The organism is Microcoleus sp. LAD1_D3, from assembly GCF_036702135.1.
Taxonomy (GTDB): domain Bacteria; phylum Cyanobacteriota; class Cyanobacteriia; order Cyanobacteriales; family Microcoleaceae; genus Microcoleus.
This window is the reverse complement of record NZ_JAUBSB010000045.1, coordinates 35,171-50,449: the sequence shown is the minus strand read 5'-3', so window position 1 is coordinate 50,449 and position 15,279 is coordinate 35,171. Positions and strand designations below refer to the sequence as shown.

At 44.8% G+C, this 15,279-nt stretch carries 18 protein-coding genes; 7 read left to right on the top strand and 11 right to left on the bottom strand.

Going from position 1 to position 15,279, the window contains the following annotated elements; all coding sequences use genetic code 11:
* Nucleotides 1-160: 160 nt before the first annotated feature.
* Entirely contained in the window at nucleotides 161-1,027 is an 867-nt protein-coding gene (locus QUA74_RS21710) for a phytanoyl-CoA dioxygenase family protein (protein WP_333333369.1), read from the top strand.
* Nucleotides 1,028-1,107: 80 nt separating this feature from the next.
* Here the strand turns inward: QUA74_RS21710 and murJ are convergent, their stop codons facing one another.
* Nucleotides 1,108-2,721: a murein biosynthesis integral membrane protein MurJ gene (gene murJ, locus QUA74_RS21705; protein WP_333333367.1), complete on the bottom strand. Its 1,614-nt coding sequence runs from the start codon at nucleotides 2,719-2,721 to the stop codon at nucleotides 1,108-1,110.
* A gap of 67 nt (nucleotides 2,722-2,788) precedes the next feature.
* Between murJ and QUA74_RS21700 the strand changes: the two genes are divergently transcribed.
* Together QUA74_RS21700 and sfsA are read left to right on the top strand one after the other, a co-directional pair.
* Entirely contained in the window at nucleotides 2,789-3,961 is a 1,173-nt protein-coding gene (locus QUA74_RS21700) for a DUF3095 domain-containing protein (protein WP_333333365.1), read from the top strand.
* Nucleotides 3,962-4,028: 67 nt separating this feature from the next.
* Nucleotides 4,029-4,763: a DNA/RNA nuclease SfsA gene (gene sfsA / locus QUA74_RS21695; RefSeq protein WP_333333363.1), complete on the top strand. Its 735-nt coding sequence runs from the start codon at nucleotides 4,029-4,031 to the stop codon at nucleotides 4,761-4,763.
* 5 nt (nucleotides 4,764-4,768) lie between these two features.
* Here the strand turns inward: sfsA and QUA74_RS21690 are convergent, their stop codons facing one another.
* The 6 genes from QUA74_RS21690 to QUA74_RS21665 all read right to left on the bottom strand — a co-directional run bounded on the left by QUA74_RS21690 (nucleotide 4,769) and on the right by QUA74_RS21665 (nucleotide 8,662).
* Nucleotides 4,769-4,996: a hypothetical protein gene (locus QUA74_RS21690; RefSeq protein WP_333333361.1), complete on the bottom strand. Its 228-nt coding sequence runs from the start codon at nucleotides 4,994-4,996 to the stop codon at nucleotides 4,769-4,771.
* Between the two features lie 99 nt (nucleotides 4,997-5,095).
* Nucleotides 5,096-6,376, bottom strand: a complete 1,281-nt coding sequence (locus QUA74_RS21685; RefSeq protein ID WP_333333359.1) for a S8 family serine peptidase — start codon at nucleotides 6,374-6,376, stop codon at nucleotides 5,096-5,098.
* A gap of 108 nt (nucleotides 6,377-6,484) precedes the next feature.
* Nucleotides 6,485-6,898: a hypothetical protein gene (locus tag QUA74_RS21680; RefSeq protein WP_333333357.1), complete on the bottom strand. Its 414-nt coding sequence runs from the start codon at nucleotides 6,896-6,898 to the stop codon at nucleotides 6,485-6,487.
* 308 nt (nucleotides 6,899-7,206) lie between these two features.
* Nucleotides 7,207-7,554, bottom strand: coding sequence for a DUF1036 domain-containing protein (locus QUA74_RS21675; protein ID WP_333333355.1), 348 nt, complete (start codon nucleotides 7,552-7,554; stop codon nucleotides 7,207-7,209).
* Between the two features lie 41 nt (nucleotides 7,555-7,595).
* Complete coding sequence (locus QUA74_RS21670; RefSeq protein ID WP_333333353.1) at nucleotides 7,596-7,976, bottom strand: hypothetical protein; 381 nt, start codon at nucleotides 7,974-7,976, stop codon at nucleotides 7,596-7,598.
* A 113-nt stretch (nucleotides 7,977-8,089) separates the two neighbouring features.
* Nucleotides 8,090-8,662, bottom strand: coding sequence for a helix-turn-helix transcriptional regulator (locus QUA74_RS21665; protein WP_333333351.1), 573 nt, complete (start codon nucleotides 8,660-8,662; stop codon nucleotides 8,090-8,092).
* 551 nt (nucleotides 8,663-9,213) lie between these two features.
* Here QUA74_RS21665 and QUA74_RS21660 point away from each other — a divergent pair.
* Nucleotides 9,214-10,536: a 3-isopropylmalate dehydratase large subunit gene (locus QUA74_RS21660; RefSeq protein ID WP_333333349.1), complete on the top strand. Its 1,323-nt coding sequence runs from the start codon at nucleotides 9,214-9,216 to the stop codon at nucleotides 10,534-10,536.
* A gap of 211 nt (nucleotides 10,537-10,747) precedes the next feature.
* Here the strand turns inward: QUA74_RS21660 and QUA74_RS21655 are convergent, their stop codons facing one another.
* Entirely contained in the window at nucleotides 10,748-11,146 is a 399-nt protein-coding gene (locus QUA74_RS21655) for a transcriptional regulator (protein WP_333154684.1), read from the bottom strand.
* Nucleotides 11,130-11,429: a type II toxin-antitoxin system HigB family toxin gene (locus QUA74_RS21650; protein WP_333333347.1), complete on the bottom strand. Its 300-nt coding sequence runs from the start codon at nucleotides 11,427-11,429 to the stop codon at nucleotides 11,130-11,132. Before QUA74_RS21650 ends, QUA74_RS21655 begins: the two co-directional genes overlap by 17 nt.
* A 443-nt stretch (nucleotides 11,430-11,872) precedes the next feature.
* Between QUA74_RS21650 and QUA74_RS21645 the strand changes: the two genes are divergently transcribed.
* Together QUA74_RS21645 and QUA74_RS21640 are read left to right on the top strand one after the other, a co-directional pair.
* Nucleotides 11,873-12,631 (top strand): DNA-binding protein, encoded by a 759-nt coding sequence (locus QUA74_RS21645; RefSeq protein WP_333333345.1) that lies wholly within the window; start codon nucleotides 11,873-11,875, stop codon nucleotides 12,629-12,631.
* Nucleotides 12,632-12,855: 224 nt separating this feature from the next.
* Nucleotides 12,856-13,344, top strand: coding sequence for a gluconokinase (locus QUA74_RS21640; protein WP_333333343.1), 489 nt, complete (start codon nucleotides 12,856-12,858; stop codon nucleotides 13,342-13,344).
* A 231-nt stretch (nucleotides 13,345-13,575) separates the two neighbouring features.
* Here the strand turns inward: QUA74_RS21640 and QUA74_RS21635 are convergent, their stop codons facing one another.
* Both QUA74_RS21635 and QUA74_RS21630 read right to left on the bottom strand, forming a co-directional pair.
* Nucleotides 13,576-14,553, bottom strand: a complete 978-nt coding sequence (locus tag QUA74_RS21635) for a carbohydrate kinase (protein ID WP_333333341.1) — start codon at nucleotides 14,551-14,553, stop codon at nucleotides 13,576-13,578.
* A 188-nt stretch (nucleotides 14,554-14,741) separates the two neighbouring features.
* Nucleotides 14,742-14,942, bottom strand: a complete 201-nt coding sequence (locus QUA74_RS21630; protein ID WP_333333339.1) for a hypothetical protein — start codon at nucleotides 14,940-14,942, stop codon at nucleotides 14,742-14,744.
* A gap of 60 nt (nucleotides 14,943-15,002) precedes the next feature.
* On the opposite strand from QUA74_RS21630, the gene QUA74_RS21625 reads away from it, so the two are divergent.
* Nucleotides 15,003-15,278, top strand: a complete 276-nt coding sequence (locus tag QUA74_RS21625; protein ID WP_006633901.1) for a photosynthetic electron transport-dependent transcriptional regulator PedR — start codon at nucleotides 15,003-15,005, stop codon at nucleotides 15,276-15,278.
* The last annotated feature ends 1 nt before the right edge of the window (nucleotide 15,279 follow it).

The following is a 15,279-nucleotide window of genomic DNA, read 5'->3' as shown; positions in this document are numbered from 1 at the left end:
ATAATTATGAGTTAGCTCTAGGGGGATTAAATTGAAAACCTTCTATTATAGCATAGATTTTTTTTGCAAGAGGTCTACTGCAACCGATGAATACAACCCTGATTCAATCTCCGGAAAAATTATGGTCTAAGCTTTCCAACTATTGCCTTAAAAACTATCAATGTCTGACTCAAGACCCCCGACTGTTTTAATGCGAAAGTTTGCTCGTTTCGAGATTGTACGCGACTGGGCAGCGATGTTGTTGAAGAGTCCAACTAAACCCCGTGAAATTGGCCGAGAAGAATCTTCGATTTTGGGAAATTTGGATGTAAATTCGATCGCTGCCACTATCGAAACTGACAGTTGCTATCAGGGTCTCCAGCTACCTGAAGATGTAGTTCAAGAACTTTTGGAATTTGCCAGTTCTACCGTTTGCTACATTAACAGAGATTTGAAGCGTCCCTGGCGCTGTAAAGGAACAGAACAAGTCGGTGCAAACTTGCCCAAAAACTCCCGCCTTTGCAGCTACATGAGCAACAGCAAGCTATCTTCAACTCTCAAAAAACTGGAAAAAGACCCCGGCATATTGGCTATTGCAGCTAAATTTCTAGGTGCCCAAGCAGTACACATGGGAAGTGAAATATCGTGGAGTTTTCCCGTTGCAGGAACTCATGTCCAGCAGCGTGAGGCCGCCCAAGTATTTCACTACGATTTAGACGACTATCGGTTCATTAAATTTTTCTTCTACCTTACGGATGTCGATATTTCCAGCGGGCCGCACGCTTACATTCGCGGAACTCACAAGGACAAAAAGTTGCTGCACCAACTTATAGGCACGCGCTGTGCAAACATCGACGACGAAAAGATTGTTGAATGTTACGGTGCCCAAAATGTGGTAAATGTCTGCGGAAAAGCTGGTTTTGGCTTTGTAGAAAATCCCCTTTGCTTTCACAAAGGAACGCAGCCAACTGAGAAACCGCGCTTGATGCTGCAAATAGAGTATGCCATTAACGACTACGGCAACATTCACGAGGCGTGGGGTTCCTAGCAAATAAACCTCGCAAATCGCAAAGTCTTGTCTGTCTATCGAGACTTCTCATGTAAAATTCCGGTTTTAGCTTTTCCGATTTATTTGCGAAAACGGCCCCGAATGCGATCGACAAACATATCAACTTCCGGCAACTTCATCTGACTGATAAACACGGCAAAAACTCCTAACCCTACAAAACTTGCCACACTCAACTGCACTAATTGAATTACCAAACCTTCAGTACCCAAAACTCTTTGACAGGCTTGCAGAGTAGCCAAGGTAACGAAAGCAGTTAGACAACTGCCAGAAGTTAACCCCAGAAAAGGCAAACTCCACTCCCCCCAAGGCAGGCCACCCAGCTTTTTATCTAAACAGTACAAAAGCATAATCATCGAAATAAGATTCACTCCCACCGTCGCCAAAACTAATCCGGGCGCCCCAAAAGCTCCAACCAACAAATAATCCAAAAGACCGTTTAAAAAGATATTGATTATACTGATGCGAAAAGGGGTTTCCCCGTCTCCCAAAGCGTAAAATACCCGTACCAAAACGTCGCGTCCCAAATACACAAACATTCCAATACTGTAAGCCATCAATATCGGCGTGACAAACTGCGACGCTGACCGATCGAAAGCATAGCGTTCGTAAACAACGCGGACGATCGGCCCAGCCAGCGTTACCATTAAAGCGCTCAGGGGCAGCATCGTAAGGGCGGTCAAAACTAAAGATTGACGAATTCGATCTTTTAATTCCGGCCAATCTATCGGATCGGTGAGGCGAGAAAATATGGGTAAAAATGGCACTAAAATTACATTAGAAATGATGCCTAAAGGCGTCATAACTAACAAGCCACTGTAACCCAACGCAGAGGCAGCTTGAGGGATGTAGGATGCAAAAAAGAGGTCAGTATAGACATTAATTTGCAGCATTCCTGATGATAAGGTAGCAGGAACCATCACCTTAATTACTTCTTGCACTCCGGGCCGTTGAAAATTAAACCGCAAACGCAATGTTCCCAAGCCCGCGCGCCACTGCGCCACCAGTTGCACCAACCACTGCAAAACTGCGCCCGCTAAAGTTCCCCAAGCTAACACTAGGCCGCCCATTAGTGCGTATTCCGGCTGAATAATTTTGTCTCCGAGTTGCAGTGCGAGAACCCCCAAACCGCCGACAAGTGCAACGCTGGAAAATAAAGGACTAATCGAAGGCAACCAGTACATATCGGCGGCGTTGAGAGTGCCGAAACCAATGCCGATTAAGCCTGAAAGTAATGCCATCGGTGCCATAATCCGAAATTGCTGGACGGCAATTGCTTTAATTTGTAAACCTTCTGCTGTTCTATTTAATCCCGGTGCCACCAAATCGATCAGCGGATCTGCAAAAATAATTAAAGCGATCGTCACCAACAGCAACAAGCCCCCGACTAAGGTGGTGATAGTCTCGACTAAGGGTGCTGCTTCTTTTTTATCCCGGCGGGCTAAAACACTGACTATGGCGCTGTGAAATGGCCCGTTAATCCCTCCCAGCAAAATAAATAAGAAACCAGGGATGACGTAGGCGTAGTTGTAGGCATCGACGGCGACACCGACTCCAAAGGCTGCGGCGATCGCAATTTGGCGCACCAATCCAAAGACTTTGCTAATTAGAGTGGCGACTGCGACAATGCCGGCAATCCCTGCGAGGGAACGAGAGGGCTTCTGTAATTGGGACACAAATGGTTACAAACGCTAATGCTAAAAGGATTCACTTATTTTAATCGCGAATCGGGAGAATCATATCATGAATTCAGAAAACTTCTATTCCGAATTGCGTTTACTGGAAAATTTTATCGATATTACTGACTTGCGGAATTTTGTGGATGTACCCGATGACTGGTACATTATTGTCACAGATATTCGCGGTTCTACCAAAGCGATTGAAGCTGGAAAATACAAAGAAGTTAACTTATTGGGGGCTAGTTCGATCGTTGCTGTTTTGAATGTAGCAGGCAAAATAGAAATTCCCTTTGTCTTTGGTGGCGACGGCGCTACTCTTTTAATGGGCCCATCGCTTTTACCCGCTGCTAAGATTGCTTTGCTCGCCACTCAACAAATGGCTAAGACTCAATTTGACATGGATTTGCGAGTTGGGGCTGTGCCGGTTAAAGTTGTGGTAGCAGCTAATTACCCAGTTAAAATAGCTAAGTTTAAAGTTTCGGAAAATTACAGCCAAGCTGTTTTTGTTGGCGGCGGCTTAACCCGTGCTACTGAACTTATTAAAGACCCTGCTGCTGGTAATATTTACACTATTAAAAATAAGGGCATTTCTGCAACAGCCGATTTTTCGGGATTGGAGTGCCGATGGCAGGATATTCCCAGCAAGTACGGGGAAATAGTAACGCTGCTGGTAATGGTGCGATCGGATTTGGATCAGCAGAACCATCAACGTTATAGAAATATTTTAGAAAAAATCGAATCCATTTACGGTCAGGAAGATTGTTTAAATCCTATTAATGGTAAAAATCTTAATTTGACATTGAATAGCAAAAAGCTGATCAAAGAAATTCAAGTTAAAGCGTACAATGCTAGTTGGTTTGACCGCCAGAGAGATTTATCAAAAATACAGTTAGAGACGGCACTTGGCTCGCTGCTAATGAATTTAAAAGTTAAGACAGAAGAGTTAGATTGGGGAGTTTATAAAGATATTGCGATCGCCGCTACGGATTACCGCAAATTTGATGATATGTTGAGAATGGTAATTTCGGGGAATGGGTGGCAGCGAAAAAAATTGACGGCGTACTTGGAAAATAATTACCGAGAAGGCAAGCTGGTTTACGGTTTGCACGTTGCTGACAGAGCGTTGATGACTTGTTTGCTCTTTGAACGCAACGGTCGCCAAGTACATTTTATAGACGGTGCTGATGGAGGTTATACTTTAGCTGCAAAGGATATGAAACAAAGAATGAATGAATAAGTAAGCCTCCCTAAACTACAAACCGTCGTTTCATGCTAGGATTCCTCAATCTAAAATCTAAAATAGAATGACTGACTTAATTTACAAATATCCCCCTCTTTTACCCGGCATTTTAATCAAGCGGTACAAGCGATTTTTTGCCGAAATAGAACTAGATTCTGGAGAAATAATCACCGCGCACTGTCCAAATACTGGCCCGATGACTGGTGTTTACATTCCGGGCAATCCAGTGCTAGTATCTCCCAGCGACAATCCTAAACGCGAGTTAGCTTATACTTGGGAATTAATTAAAGTTTGCGACACTGTGCCAACTTGGGTGGGAGTTAATACTGGGTTGCCAAATCGAGTAGTTAAATTAGCTTTGGAATTGAAATTGTTTCCAGAGTTGGGCAATTACAGTTTAATTCAACCGGAGGTTGTTTACGGCAGTGATAAAAAAAGTAGAGTGGATTTTTGGCTAACTGGTGAGGAAAAACCGATTTTTCTGGAAGTAAAAAATACAACTTGGGTAAAAGAGGAGTTGGCTTTATTTCCCGATACAGTGACGGAGAGGGGACAGAAACATTTGAGAGAATTGATAGAAGTGGTGCGGCAGGGTTCGAGGGCTGTAATGCTGTATTTTATTAATCGCGGAGATTGTATTGATTTTGCTCCGGGGGATAGTGCCGATCGCCTTTACGGAGAATTGTTCAGACAGGCAATTAGTGCAGGTGTAGAAATTTTGCCCTGTCGCTTTGATGTGACACCGGAAGGCATTCGCTATTTGGGGTTAGCAAAACTGGATCTACTCACCCCTAAATAATAGGTTTAAATTGCCTGCATTTCTCGATCGATCTCGACACTAGCCACGCCCGGTACGCTCTTTAGTCTTTCTAGCTTCGACTGAGAAACTTCTCCAGTAATGATGCCAGTAACAGCTAACACCTGCTCCACTTTCATTCCCGCCGATTGTAAGGCAGTGACAACCGATTGAATTACCGATATGTTTTGGTCGTCAACAGTCACTATGATGCGCTGTACTTGTTCGTCAGACATATTTAGCATCCTTTGGAGCAAATCCATTGCGGTATTGTAAATTGTCTTCTGTTAAATCCCCGCAGGCTTAAAGTGCTGCGGGGATTTGGGTATTCTGCATTACGGAGCTTGTACTAAACCGCTTCCGACACGAGTATTTGGCAACGGTAGCGCCATAGCATAGGAAGTCAGCAATTGCCAAAGTTCAGCACCTCGTTTACCAGTCGATTCGGCATACAAGGCCGCGAGCCCAGCCACGTGCGGTGTAGCCATGCTAGTGCCATTGTAAGCAGCATAACGCCCTTTATTCATAGGCACTGATGAGTATACTTTCACTCCTGGAGCGGCGATATCGACTTTAGTTCCTTGAATTAGGTCAGAGGTAGCCGAGAAGTCAGCCACTTGGACGCAGTTATCGATCGCTGCAACAGCCATAATCGACGGGCTATTGGCTGGTTGTCCGACGGTTCCTCCGGTTCGTCCGTTATTGCCGGCGGCTGCCACGATCAGACACCCATTTTGCAGTGCCCGGCGGCCCACAGTTTCGTAAGCAGTAGACGGTGTTCGAGTGGTGTTTCCTAATGACATTGAGATCACTTGACAGCCGTTGGCGATCGCCCATTCCATGCCAGCCAGAATCCAGCCACTAGCGCCACTACCGGCATTGCTCAGCACTTTACCGACATAAATGGTCGATTTGTGAGCGACCCCGTACCTGCGGCCGTTAAGATCCTTGAACCCGCAGGCTGTCCCAATGCAGTGCGTGCCATGACTGTGGCCATCTTGTACGTCCTCCCCCGGTACGAAGGACTGCGATACGATCGATCGACCCGCGAAGTCGGGATGTAATAGATCCATCCCCGTATCCAGCACCGCAACTTTGATTCCGCTACCACTCAACAGAGACTTCATCGCCTTCGTTGCCTTCAGACCCCAAGTAAACTCGCTATCATCAGCAAAACATTCTTGTTTCTGGATGTCTGCTACCTCTGTATTAGTGGCTTTCTCGTACAGGTTATCCACCGCATCGCGATAGCCCCGCAGGTAGTCTGCCGACAACCCATCGCTAATGGCGTAGAAAGTGCTCTCCGGTTCGATCGCCAGGATAGCAGAATTCTCTCCCACTGAGGTCATGATGCTGCTGAAACCCCCTTCGTCTAAGGAAACAACGGCAACGCCGAGAGTGGGAAACACCGCTCCCCCTGCTGCTTCAATTTGGCTCAAGTCTAGAGCAGAGTCGGGGAAATCGGCAGCGTTTGCCAGGCCTGTGATGCCAGTTTGGTCGTTCAGAAGGTCTAACGCTTCTATCACCGCATCATCGCGGAAAGTAATAATGTAACGCCCTGTTGTTTCATCAGCTTGGGCAGTTTCTGGGATAGGAAAACTAGGTTGTTGAGACATAAAATACCTCTTATTTAGAGTTGGATAATGCGTTGAGTTGGCAAAGAGATTTATGGAATTCCCAGGCTGTGACTTGTCAAGAAACAGCCCTGTATTTAATCCATGCTTCTAAGGGTTGAATACGAAATAGTCAGCATAGAGCCGAATCAGGCTGTGTTCCCACTCGATGTTGACCCAAATCTTGACTACACCATTTTGTGGGGAAACGTTATGGAGAGTATATCGAGCCTCACCAATCTTCTTTCCAGCCGTGGTATTTGGAGAAACACCTTCGCCGATCGCAACGAAGACGAGAGAGTTGGGTGTGATTAAGCCCCAATTGAGAGGCAAGATGTGCTGTCCTTTCTTGAACCCCCAGTCATGGCGATAAGCGTAGCCATTACCAAACAATATTGCGGGCGAAGCTCCATCTTGAGGCGCGCCCAGTTGACGCACCTCTTCAAGGTTAGCCTCTTGGCTTTCCTGAATTGTGGGAAGCTCTAGCTGAGAATTCGATACAAAAATTTCTGTGGTAGAAGACATGGTTTGTTTCCTTGTTATTTAACGTTAATGGGAAGTAGTTTATCGCTATGTGCCGAAGCTGAATAACGGCTTTCTATCTCATAATCATCCAAATTCATTTGGCAAGCAATACGACGATCCGCGTATATGATTATGAAGATATTGCAACAACTTATGTAACTGTTACGATTCCTATTAGACTTCTCCAGAAAAGGCAGTCTTGAACAGGCAGGATGCCTGTTCCACAATGATTATTGGAGAGGTATATTTGGATAGATTTGTCAAGTTAAATTTAGAATAAAAATTTAACTTGACAACGCCACTCAGATTTATGCTGTCAAATTCAGCGTGAAATTGTCGTAACTGTTAATATCAAGCAACCGGAAGCCTACATTAGTTGCTTGGGTGCTGCTTGTCCACTCACACCAGTCAAATGTTTGTGGAGGGACAGGCCTCACGTAAGGCCCTGCCCAACTTGCTCCGTTATCAGCCTCAGCATAGTAGCAGTAGTAGCGATTCAGACTACGCAAACTACCCCCATACACCACTTTGCATTCGCCAGGATTGAGCCGCCACCAACCTTTTTTTGCCCAATTTCCACCATCTGGACAGTTGGGGCGATAGTACATAATAGCTACCCAAACACCAGATGTATATTTGTTGCAAATTGTGAGCATATTCCACCTCTTACAATGAGTAATTGCGAATGAATACGGTTCTATGTCCCTGTGTTGGAACGGGTAAATTCAGGTAAAACTTCTTTGTTTTCCACAGAGAACATCGATGATGCACGTAGGGTGTGAAGGAATGTTTGATTTTCGATGCCCGGTTGAGCATCAGATTGACCTTCGCGAGCTGCCGATTCTTGTTTCAGTGCAGCGACATCAACAAAATCGACTGTTGCATCTTCTTGGCTTTTTTGAGGTAAAACTTCTTTGTTTTCCACAGAGAACATCGATGATGCGCGTAGCGTGTGAAGTAAGGTTTCATTTTCGATGCCTGGTTTAGCATCAGATTGACCTTCGCGAGCTGCCGAATCCTGTTTCTGAACACCGACATCGACAAAATCGACCGTTGCATCTACATTATTGGTTTCCATTTTTACCTCCGTAGTGGATTTTTGTTTGGCACAGTTTAGAGACTCCGTATAGCGTTTGATCCCATATTCCTCAAAATAAACTTTGAGAGCAATACGACGATCCGCGTATAGGATTATGAAGATATTGCAACAAATTCCCCGTTGAACAACCCCAATTTTTCCAGAGCAACCATCACAGCAGCCGTCCGGGTTTGTACGCTTAGTTTCCCGTAAAGATGTTCCAGATGTTTTCGTACTGTTCCTTCACTGCAACCGATCGCTTTAGCGATTGCTGCATTGCTTTTATCTTTGGCAATCCAGAATAAAACCTCCGCCTCGCGTTTGGTGAGTCCTAGCAATTCCAGGGCGGAAATAGAGAATGATTGCAGTTCTTCTTCCTCCAACAGCAAGAGATATTGCTCTTTGATGCGATCGGGCATCAGACGGACTATCAACTGTTTTCCTGCTTGTTGAATGTGCAAGGGCAAACAGCGAGATGGAATATCACCGTTGAACGTGAGTCGCGAAATTTGATCCTTGAACCAATGTTGTAAGGATTCTGGCAAGGAGTAGGGAATGCGGTGTAAAAAATACTGGCTCAAAAGTTCTTCTGCCCGTTGAGTCATGAATTGCACTTCGCCTGCAATTTCCACAACTATCGCCCCTACCCGATCCAAGATTTGATTGATTTGTGTCTGTGAATTCATGGGAATTATCTCCAGTGGCATACAAGGTGACAATGGCGAAAGTAGATACCATTGCGATGCGGGTATCTTGCTCATTTCACTCTGGTTGAGGTCTACAACTGTAGAAATGCACTCTGAGATTTTTGACAGTCCCTGATTTAAGTTGCTTTTCTTAAATCAATACTCCGGACAGTTTTTGGAACGATACTACAAGCTTTACAGGGCAAGGATCGTAAAAAAGTCGAATTAAATGTAAGTCAGGGGTGGAGCTGACATTGATTTAATTATCCACAGTGGCTCAAAGTCAAGCGAGCATAAGCCATTGGGCTATATAAAAACTGTCCGGACTATTGTTAAATAATCACTAACAATAACACTGACTAGCTGTTAGTTACCAGTCACATAATCGAGTGACTTGCATAATTTTTTTTTTGTGCTAATGGCAGTCAAGCGATTTGAGATTTGAGATTTGAGATTGAAGAAAATCTTTAGTTGATAAATTACCTGTCAACATCAGGCGATGTTTCGTACAATACACTATGTAGCATCTAATAAAAAAGAGCGATCGAACTATGGGAATGACTCTGACCGAAAAAATATTAGCCAAAGCATCAGGCCGCACTAAAGTCGAACCCGGAGAAAACATTTGGGTAGAAACAGACGTGCTGATGACCCACGATGTCTGCGGGCCCGGCACCATCGGCGTTTTCAAACGCGAATTCGGTGAGAATGCTAAAGTCTGGAATCCCGACAAAATCGTCCTCATTCCCGACCACTACATTTTCACCAACGACGAACGCGCTAACCGCAACGTTGATATTCTCCGCGATTTTGCCAAAGAACAAGGGATAAAATACTTTTACGACATCACGGATCGATCGGACTTCAAAGCAAATCCCGACTACAAAGGAGTTTGCCACATCGCCCTAGCACAAGAAGGCCACACTCGGCCGGGCGAAGTGCTCTTCGGCACCGATTCCCACACCTGTAATGCCGGCGCTTTCGGACAATTTGCCACCGGTATCGGCAATACAGACGCGGCTTTTATCATGGGAACCGGCAAACTGTTAATCAAAGTTCCGGCGACGATGCGCTTTGTGTTCAACGGTGAACTGCCGGATTATTTGTTAGCAAAAGACCTGATTTTGCAGATTATTGGTGATATTAGCGTTGCTGGTGCTAACTACCGGACGATGGAATTTGCCGGCGATACAGTTGAGCGTTTGACGATGGAAGAACGGATGACGCTGTGCAATATGGTGATTGAAGCTGGCGGTAAAAACGGCACGGTTGCGCCCGACAAAACTACGTTTGATTACGTTACTTCGCGGACTGACAGACCCTTCGATTCATTTTACAGCGATGGGGATGCTAGATTTTATAGCGATCGCACCTACGATGTCAGCAAATTAGAACCAGTTGTCGCCAAACCGCACTCTCCCGACAACCGCGACTTAGCCCGCAACTGCCGCGATGTCAAGATCGATCGAGTTTACATCGGTTCCTGCACCGGCGGCAAAACCTCCGACTTTCTGAATGCCGCCCGCATTCTGAAAGGAAATCAAGTCAAAGTTCCGACTTATTTAGTACCAGCAACTCAGAAAGTTTACGAAGATTTGTTTGTCACAAAATACGAGGGTCAAACGCTTTCGGAAATCTTCTTAGCTGCAGGCTGCATCGAACCCGCAGCGCCTTCTTGCGCCGCTTGTTTGGGCGGGCCAAAAGATACTTTCGGGCGGATGAATGAACCCGAAATTTGCGTGTCTACAACTAACCGCAATTTCCCCGGTCGGATGGGAAATAAAGAAGCGCAAGTTTATCTAGCTTCGCCTTATACGGCGGCGGCTTCTGCCCTGACTGGGTATGTCACCGATCCACGCGAATTCCTGTGTTAGAAGTTGCTTTCTACCAGTTGTAGGGTGCGTCAGACTTTCACTCTAGAATTTATCGAGGGTTTGGGATATGACGCACCTTATATTATGTTCGATCGATTAGTCTCGATCTGGGGGGCGGGTTTATTGTATTGTCGATTCTAGGCGATTATTGTCGCCCAAGCCGCCCCTACAAGACATGGAATTAGATCGTAACCGATCGATTCATCTTAAATTAAATGAACAAGCTAGGTGAGATTTGAAAATAATCGCCGAGTGCCTTAGCTTGTGCTTTGCTAATGGATCGCTTGCCGTTCACAACTTCAGATACTACGCCGCTAGATCCAATGATACCTACCAAGTCTGCTTGGCGGGTGCCGCTGGATTCCATGATATGTTGCAAAATCTCATGAGGTTCTGATTTGTCTATCGGATAGTTTTCTGTCTCGTAAACTTCTATCAAAGTGACTAACAACTTGTATAAAACTTTCTCCTCTGGAGTGAGGTTTTTAGCAAATGTTAGCCTTTCTGCAACTGCTAGGAGGCGATCGTATTCTTCTTCAGTTTCGATCGCCTTTGGAGCAATTTCTGCGAGCAAGTTGCTGTAAGTCGTTCGGTCAAAAGTAAGGGTCATTTTTCCATTTTTCTTTGTCGTATTCAGAGTGGGTTAGGAAATATTTGTAGAAAACAGTTTGGTTCTCATAGTTAATCCCAACAATCAGGCGATAGTCGTTGCCTTTGATATTAAAGACGGTAAAGTTTCCTACTGCTTCAGCATCCCGATAAATTTTGCGAACATCCTCCAAATTCTGCCATTCCGCTTTGTTGACAGTTTCTTTCCAAATCTCAATTTGGTTTTTGACATCCGGGTACTTAGCAGCATCATTACGGAGGTTGCGGATCGAAATTGGGTGCATTTGTTTTTAGCTTTTTGGTGGTTTTGTATTGCATCTCTTTCGCTTCCCTAACGTGGCTTATTCCATCACTTTATACAGGACTTACTCACAGATTTTATCTATAGAGCGATCGCTGTCCACCAGAACTCTACAGGTGATGTCAAAGTTCGGTTATGCAGCGTTATACCAAATCCGGGTTAGGCATCCCCTTTATTGTCATTGCGAGGGAAGCAAAGCAATCGCAGAGATGCAAGCGATTGCTTCGCTTCCCTCGCAATGACGGAATATTTATAACAGGGGTGGTAAACTCGGATTTAGTATAAGTCCTGTTTGTATACTCATACTCTCATTTTGAGAGGAAAGTGTCAAGGGTCGATCGGGTAAACATTTTTTAAGCCGTGTGGGTGAGTTGTGTTTGTGCAGTGCACACGGCGCACCCTACTTGAATTGACAGGAGATTTGCTTTGAAAACACTATTTTTGGCTTGGAAAGACCCAAACGGCGGCTCTTGGTTTCCGATTGGTCGATTGACGTTTAACGGTAAAGAATACCAGTTCAATTATACAAATGGTGTTCTAGAAGCGAAACTTAAGTGCGGGTTTCAACCCTTGCCATCTTTCCCGAATTTCAATAATGTTTACACTTCACAGAAACTGTTTTCGTTGTTTTCTAATCGAGTGATGTCGCGATCGCGCCCTGACTACCCTGAATTTGTACAATGGTTGAATATCCCTGAACACGAACATGACCCAATTGCTTTATTGGCGCGCAGCGGAGGCAAACGGGTAACTGATAAATTTGAGGTGTTCCCTTGTCTCGAACCCGATGAAAATGGACGTTACTGTATCCATTTTTTTGCAGATGGACTGCGATACCTTTCAAAGTCGGCAATTGAACGGATTAATCGGCTTCAAGTGGGCGAATTTTTGTACTTAGCCCACGAATTTCAAAATCCGCGCGTTTCCCGTCTGCTTCTGTGTACTAAAGATCACTGGATTGTCGGCTATTGTCAGCGCTATCTTGTGGATGATATTTTTGAAATTATTTCGCAGCATCCAGAATTGGTTTGCGTACAAGTCGATCGCCTCAATGAACCCCCAACGCCGCTACAGTTCCGCTTGCTGTGCAAGATGACCGCCGCTTGGCGAGACTTTCGCCCCTTCTCCAGTCCGATGTACCAGCCGATTGGCAGTGAGGTTTTAGCTGCAAGTGCGATCGGATAATCAGCAACAAGAAGTAATATTAGGATCACAAAGTTAGGGAAGAACCCAAGTTAATTATTGTGAATTCATTAGACCCACTCGGTAATAAAATTGCTCTAGAATTAGAAATAGACTGGGTTTGTTGAATTGTTTATAATTGTATGATTCATCGGGCAACTTAAGAAACCCGGTTTCTTAAGTTGCCCAACTCGATCAAATTACAAGTATTTCGGTAAATAGGCGCTATGATTACGATTGTGATGGGAGTCTCCGGTTCAGGCAAAACTACTGTTGGCAAGTTGCTGGCGCAATCTCTCAACTGGGATTTCAGCGATGCCGACGATTTTCACCCATCAGCTAATATCGAGAAAATGAGTCTGGGGATTCCTTTAGAAGATGCGGATCGCCTTCCTTGGCTATTACAATTGCAAGCTACAATAGACAGATGGCTGTTAGAAAATAAAAATGTGGTTTTGGCTTGTTCTGCTTTAAAAACATCTTACCGCGAAATGCTCTACCGAGACCAAAAGCGAATGAACATAGTTTATCTGAAATGTTCTTTTGAGCTATTGGCAGCCCGATTAACAAGTCGCGAAAATCACTACATGAAAGCAGACTTATTGTTAAGTCAGTTAGACAATCTCGAAGAACCAGAAGATGCAATTATCATAGATGCTTCGCAGCCGTTAGAGGTAATCTTGCGCCAAATTAGAATTCATCTGATCTGGGGTTAATTGCCCCCAATAAAACATATAATACTAAATCTGGCTTAACTTAAATACCTCTTTATTTCTTAATTTCTCTCCGCTAGGAGGAGAGTTTGTATAGTACCGATTCCAATCGCCTAGTCCGATCGAGGTTTTTTAAGGCGGATTTAGTATAAGAGTTATTTTTTTTGCTAATTAACCGAGTTTCTGAACCAAATTTAGCCCCCTCTCCGTTTCCATACTGATAGGTTTGCGGCTCTAATTTTTGTACAAATATAAGAAAGCTTCTACTTCAGCCGCAGTAGGTTGAGATCTAATTGCCCCCGGTTTCATCGCTGTCATCGCACCTACCGCACTGGCATAAGTTACAATTTTTTGGGCTATTTTGGGATCGGCTAGATTCTTAATTCCATGCTTGCACAACTGCCGCACAAAACCAGCCAGAAATGCGTCGCCTGCACCTGTTGTATCCTCAACATCTACTGTAAAGGCGGGGATTTTTCCTTCATTTTCCGAGATACAATAACCGCAACCTTTCTCCCCCGCAGTCACCAAAACGCCTTCTACAGAATCGAGGCGGTAGGTAATAGATCCTGCATCGGTAGTGTCAAACAACCATTCGGCTTCTTCCTCAGATAACTTGACAAAATCAACTTTTTTTAAGAGTTTTCTAATGTACGCTTTTGCTTCCTCTGGATTTGGCCAAAATACGGGACGCCAATTGATGTCAAGTATAATTTTAACGTCATACTGTTCTGCTAGTTCGAGCGATCTGGCGATCGCCTCTCGACTTTCAGGATAAGCTAATTCTAAAGTACCTAGCACTAAATATTCGGCATTTTCAAACAACACCTCCGGTAGTTGTGCAGCGAGGAGGTGGGTGTCGGCAAAATCCGCAGTATCAAATTTACCAAAACCGGCAAAATTTCGATCGCCCGCTTCATTCCGCAAGACATAAACTTGCCGCGTCGGCGCACTTGGATGTCGCTGCACTCCAGCGATATCAACCCCTACTTCTTGCAATACCTGCACTAGGGAATTCCCCAATTCATCCCCACCTACAGCACCGATAAATCCCGCCGCCGTCCCCAATTTAACCAAAGCACAGGCAACATTAGCAGGAGCACCACCGGGATATGCCGTCCAAGATTCTACCTCTTCGAGAGATACTCCTGGTTTATCTGCTAAACAATCAAATAAAATTTCACCCAGACACAGAACGCGAGGAGAAGTCATAGGAATTTTAGATTTTAGATTTTAGATTTTAGACCAGCAGTAGACAGGTCAATAATTATTTTTAACCCATCCCAGAAAAATTGCAAGCTATTTTTTAATGGCTGCTCCTATAATATCAGACCTACTGATATTATTGGCAGTTACTCCCTTAAGGCTGAAGTATAGTGCGGGCCTATCAGTTAGTTGTTTTACGTGCAAACATCTACAGGTTGGGCCCGGAGGTCAGATAGGCGTAGGTAAAGGCAGCATCGGCCACCCGACGCACAAGCAGTGCAAGTGGCTGCGCGTCTTGCTGTGTCGGCGCTGGGTTTGCACTCCGGGCGATTCTCCAAGCGAGTTGGCGCTTCGGGCCCGAAAGAGTAGCACAGCAAATTTAATTTTCTCTTCATACTCGATCCCTCATCCTTTAGAATTGTAGATAGGTAAATATGCAGACATAGGAAAAATTTATGAGTGGGATTGTCTCTGGGACCCCTGTCACCCTGTCGGACAGAGAATTGCAAGTGGTAGAGTTAGTAGCGGCGGGATTGACTAATGAGAAAATTGCCGAAAAGTTAGAGATTAGCAAGCGTACAGTTGACAACCACATTAGCAATATCTTGAACAAGACACGCGCTGACAATCGAGTTACGCTTGTACGCTGGGCGTTGCAGTGGGGAAAGGTATGTTTGGATAATATTAACTGCTGCCCTTTACCGCGGCCGATCGATAAAGAAGTATCTTAAG

Excerpts from the sequence above, each read along its gene's own strand:
- QUA74_RS21710 (WP_333333369.1), top strand. The coding sequence starts at position 161 with ATGTCTGACTCAAGACCCCCGACTGTTTTAATGCGAAAGTTTGCTCGT.
- QUA74_RS21700 (WP_333333365.1), top strand. The coding sequence starts at position 2,789 with ATGAATTCAGAAAACTTCTATTCCGAATTGCGTTTACTGGAAAATTTT.
- sfsA (WP_333333363.1), top strand. The coding sequence starts at position 4,029 with ATGACTGACTTAATTTACAAATATCCCCCTCTTTTACCCGGCATTTTA.
- QUA74_RS21690 (WP_333333361.1), bottom strand. The coding sequence starts at position 4,996 with ATGTCTGACGAACAAGTACAGCGCATCATAGTGACTGTTGACGACCAA.
- QUA74_RS21685 (WP_333333359.1), bottom strand. The coding sequence starts at position 6,376 with ATGTCTCAACAACCTAGTTTTCCTATCCCAGAAACTGCCCAAGCTGAT.
- QUA74_RS21680 (WP_333333357.1), bottom strand. The coding sequence starts at position 6,898 with ATGTCTTCTACCACAGAAATTTTTGTATCGAATTCTCAGCTAGAGCTT.
- QUA74_RS21675 (WP_333333355.1), bottom strand. The coding sequence starts at position 7,554 with ATGCTCACAATTTGCAACAAATATACATCTGGTGTTTGGGTAGCTATT.
- QUA74_RS21670 (WP_333333353.1), bottom strand. The coding sequence starts at position 7,976 with ATGGAAACCAATAATGTAGATGCAACGGTCGATTTTGTCGATGTCGGT.
- QUA74_RS21665 (WP_333333351.1), bottom strand. The coding sequence starts at position 8,662 with ATGAATTCACAGACACAAATCAATCAAATCTTGGATCGGGTAGGGGCG.
- QUA74_RS21660 (WP_333333349.1), top strand. The coding sequence starts at position 9,214 with ATGGGAATGACTCTGACCGAAAAAATATTAGCCAAAGCATCAGGCCGC.
- QUA74_RS21655 (WP_333154684.1), bottom strand. The coding sequence starts at position 11,146 with ATGACCCTTACTTTTGACCGAACGACTTACAGCAACTTGCTCGCAGAA.
- QUA74_RS21650 (WP_333333347.1), bottom strand. The coding sequence starts at position 11,429 with ATGCACCCAATTTCGATCCGCAACCTCCGTAATGATGCTGCTAAGTAC.
- QUA74_RS21640 (WP_333333343.1), top strand. The coding sequence starts at position 12,856 with ATGATTACGATTGTGATGGGAGTCTCCGGTTCAGGCAAAACTACTGTT.
- QUA74_RS21635 (WP_333333341.1), bottom strand. The coding sequence starts at position 14,553 with ATGACTTCTCCTCGCGTTCTGTGTCTGGGTGAAATTTTATTTGATTGT.
- QUA74_RS21630 (WP_333333339.1), bottom strand. The coding sequence starts at position 14,942 with ATGAAGAGAAAATTAAATTTGCTGTGCTACTCTTTCGGGCCCGAAGCG.
- QUA74_RS21625 (WP_006633901.1), top strand. The coding sequence starts at position 15,003 with ATGAGTGGGATTGTCTCTGGGACCCCTGTCACCCTGTCGGACAGAGAA.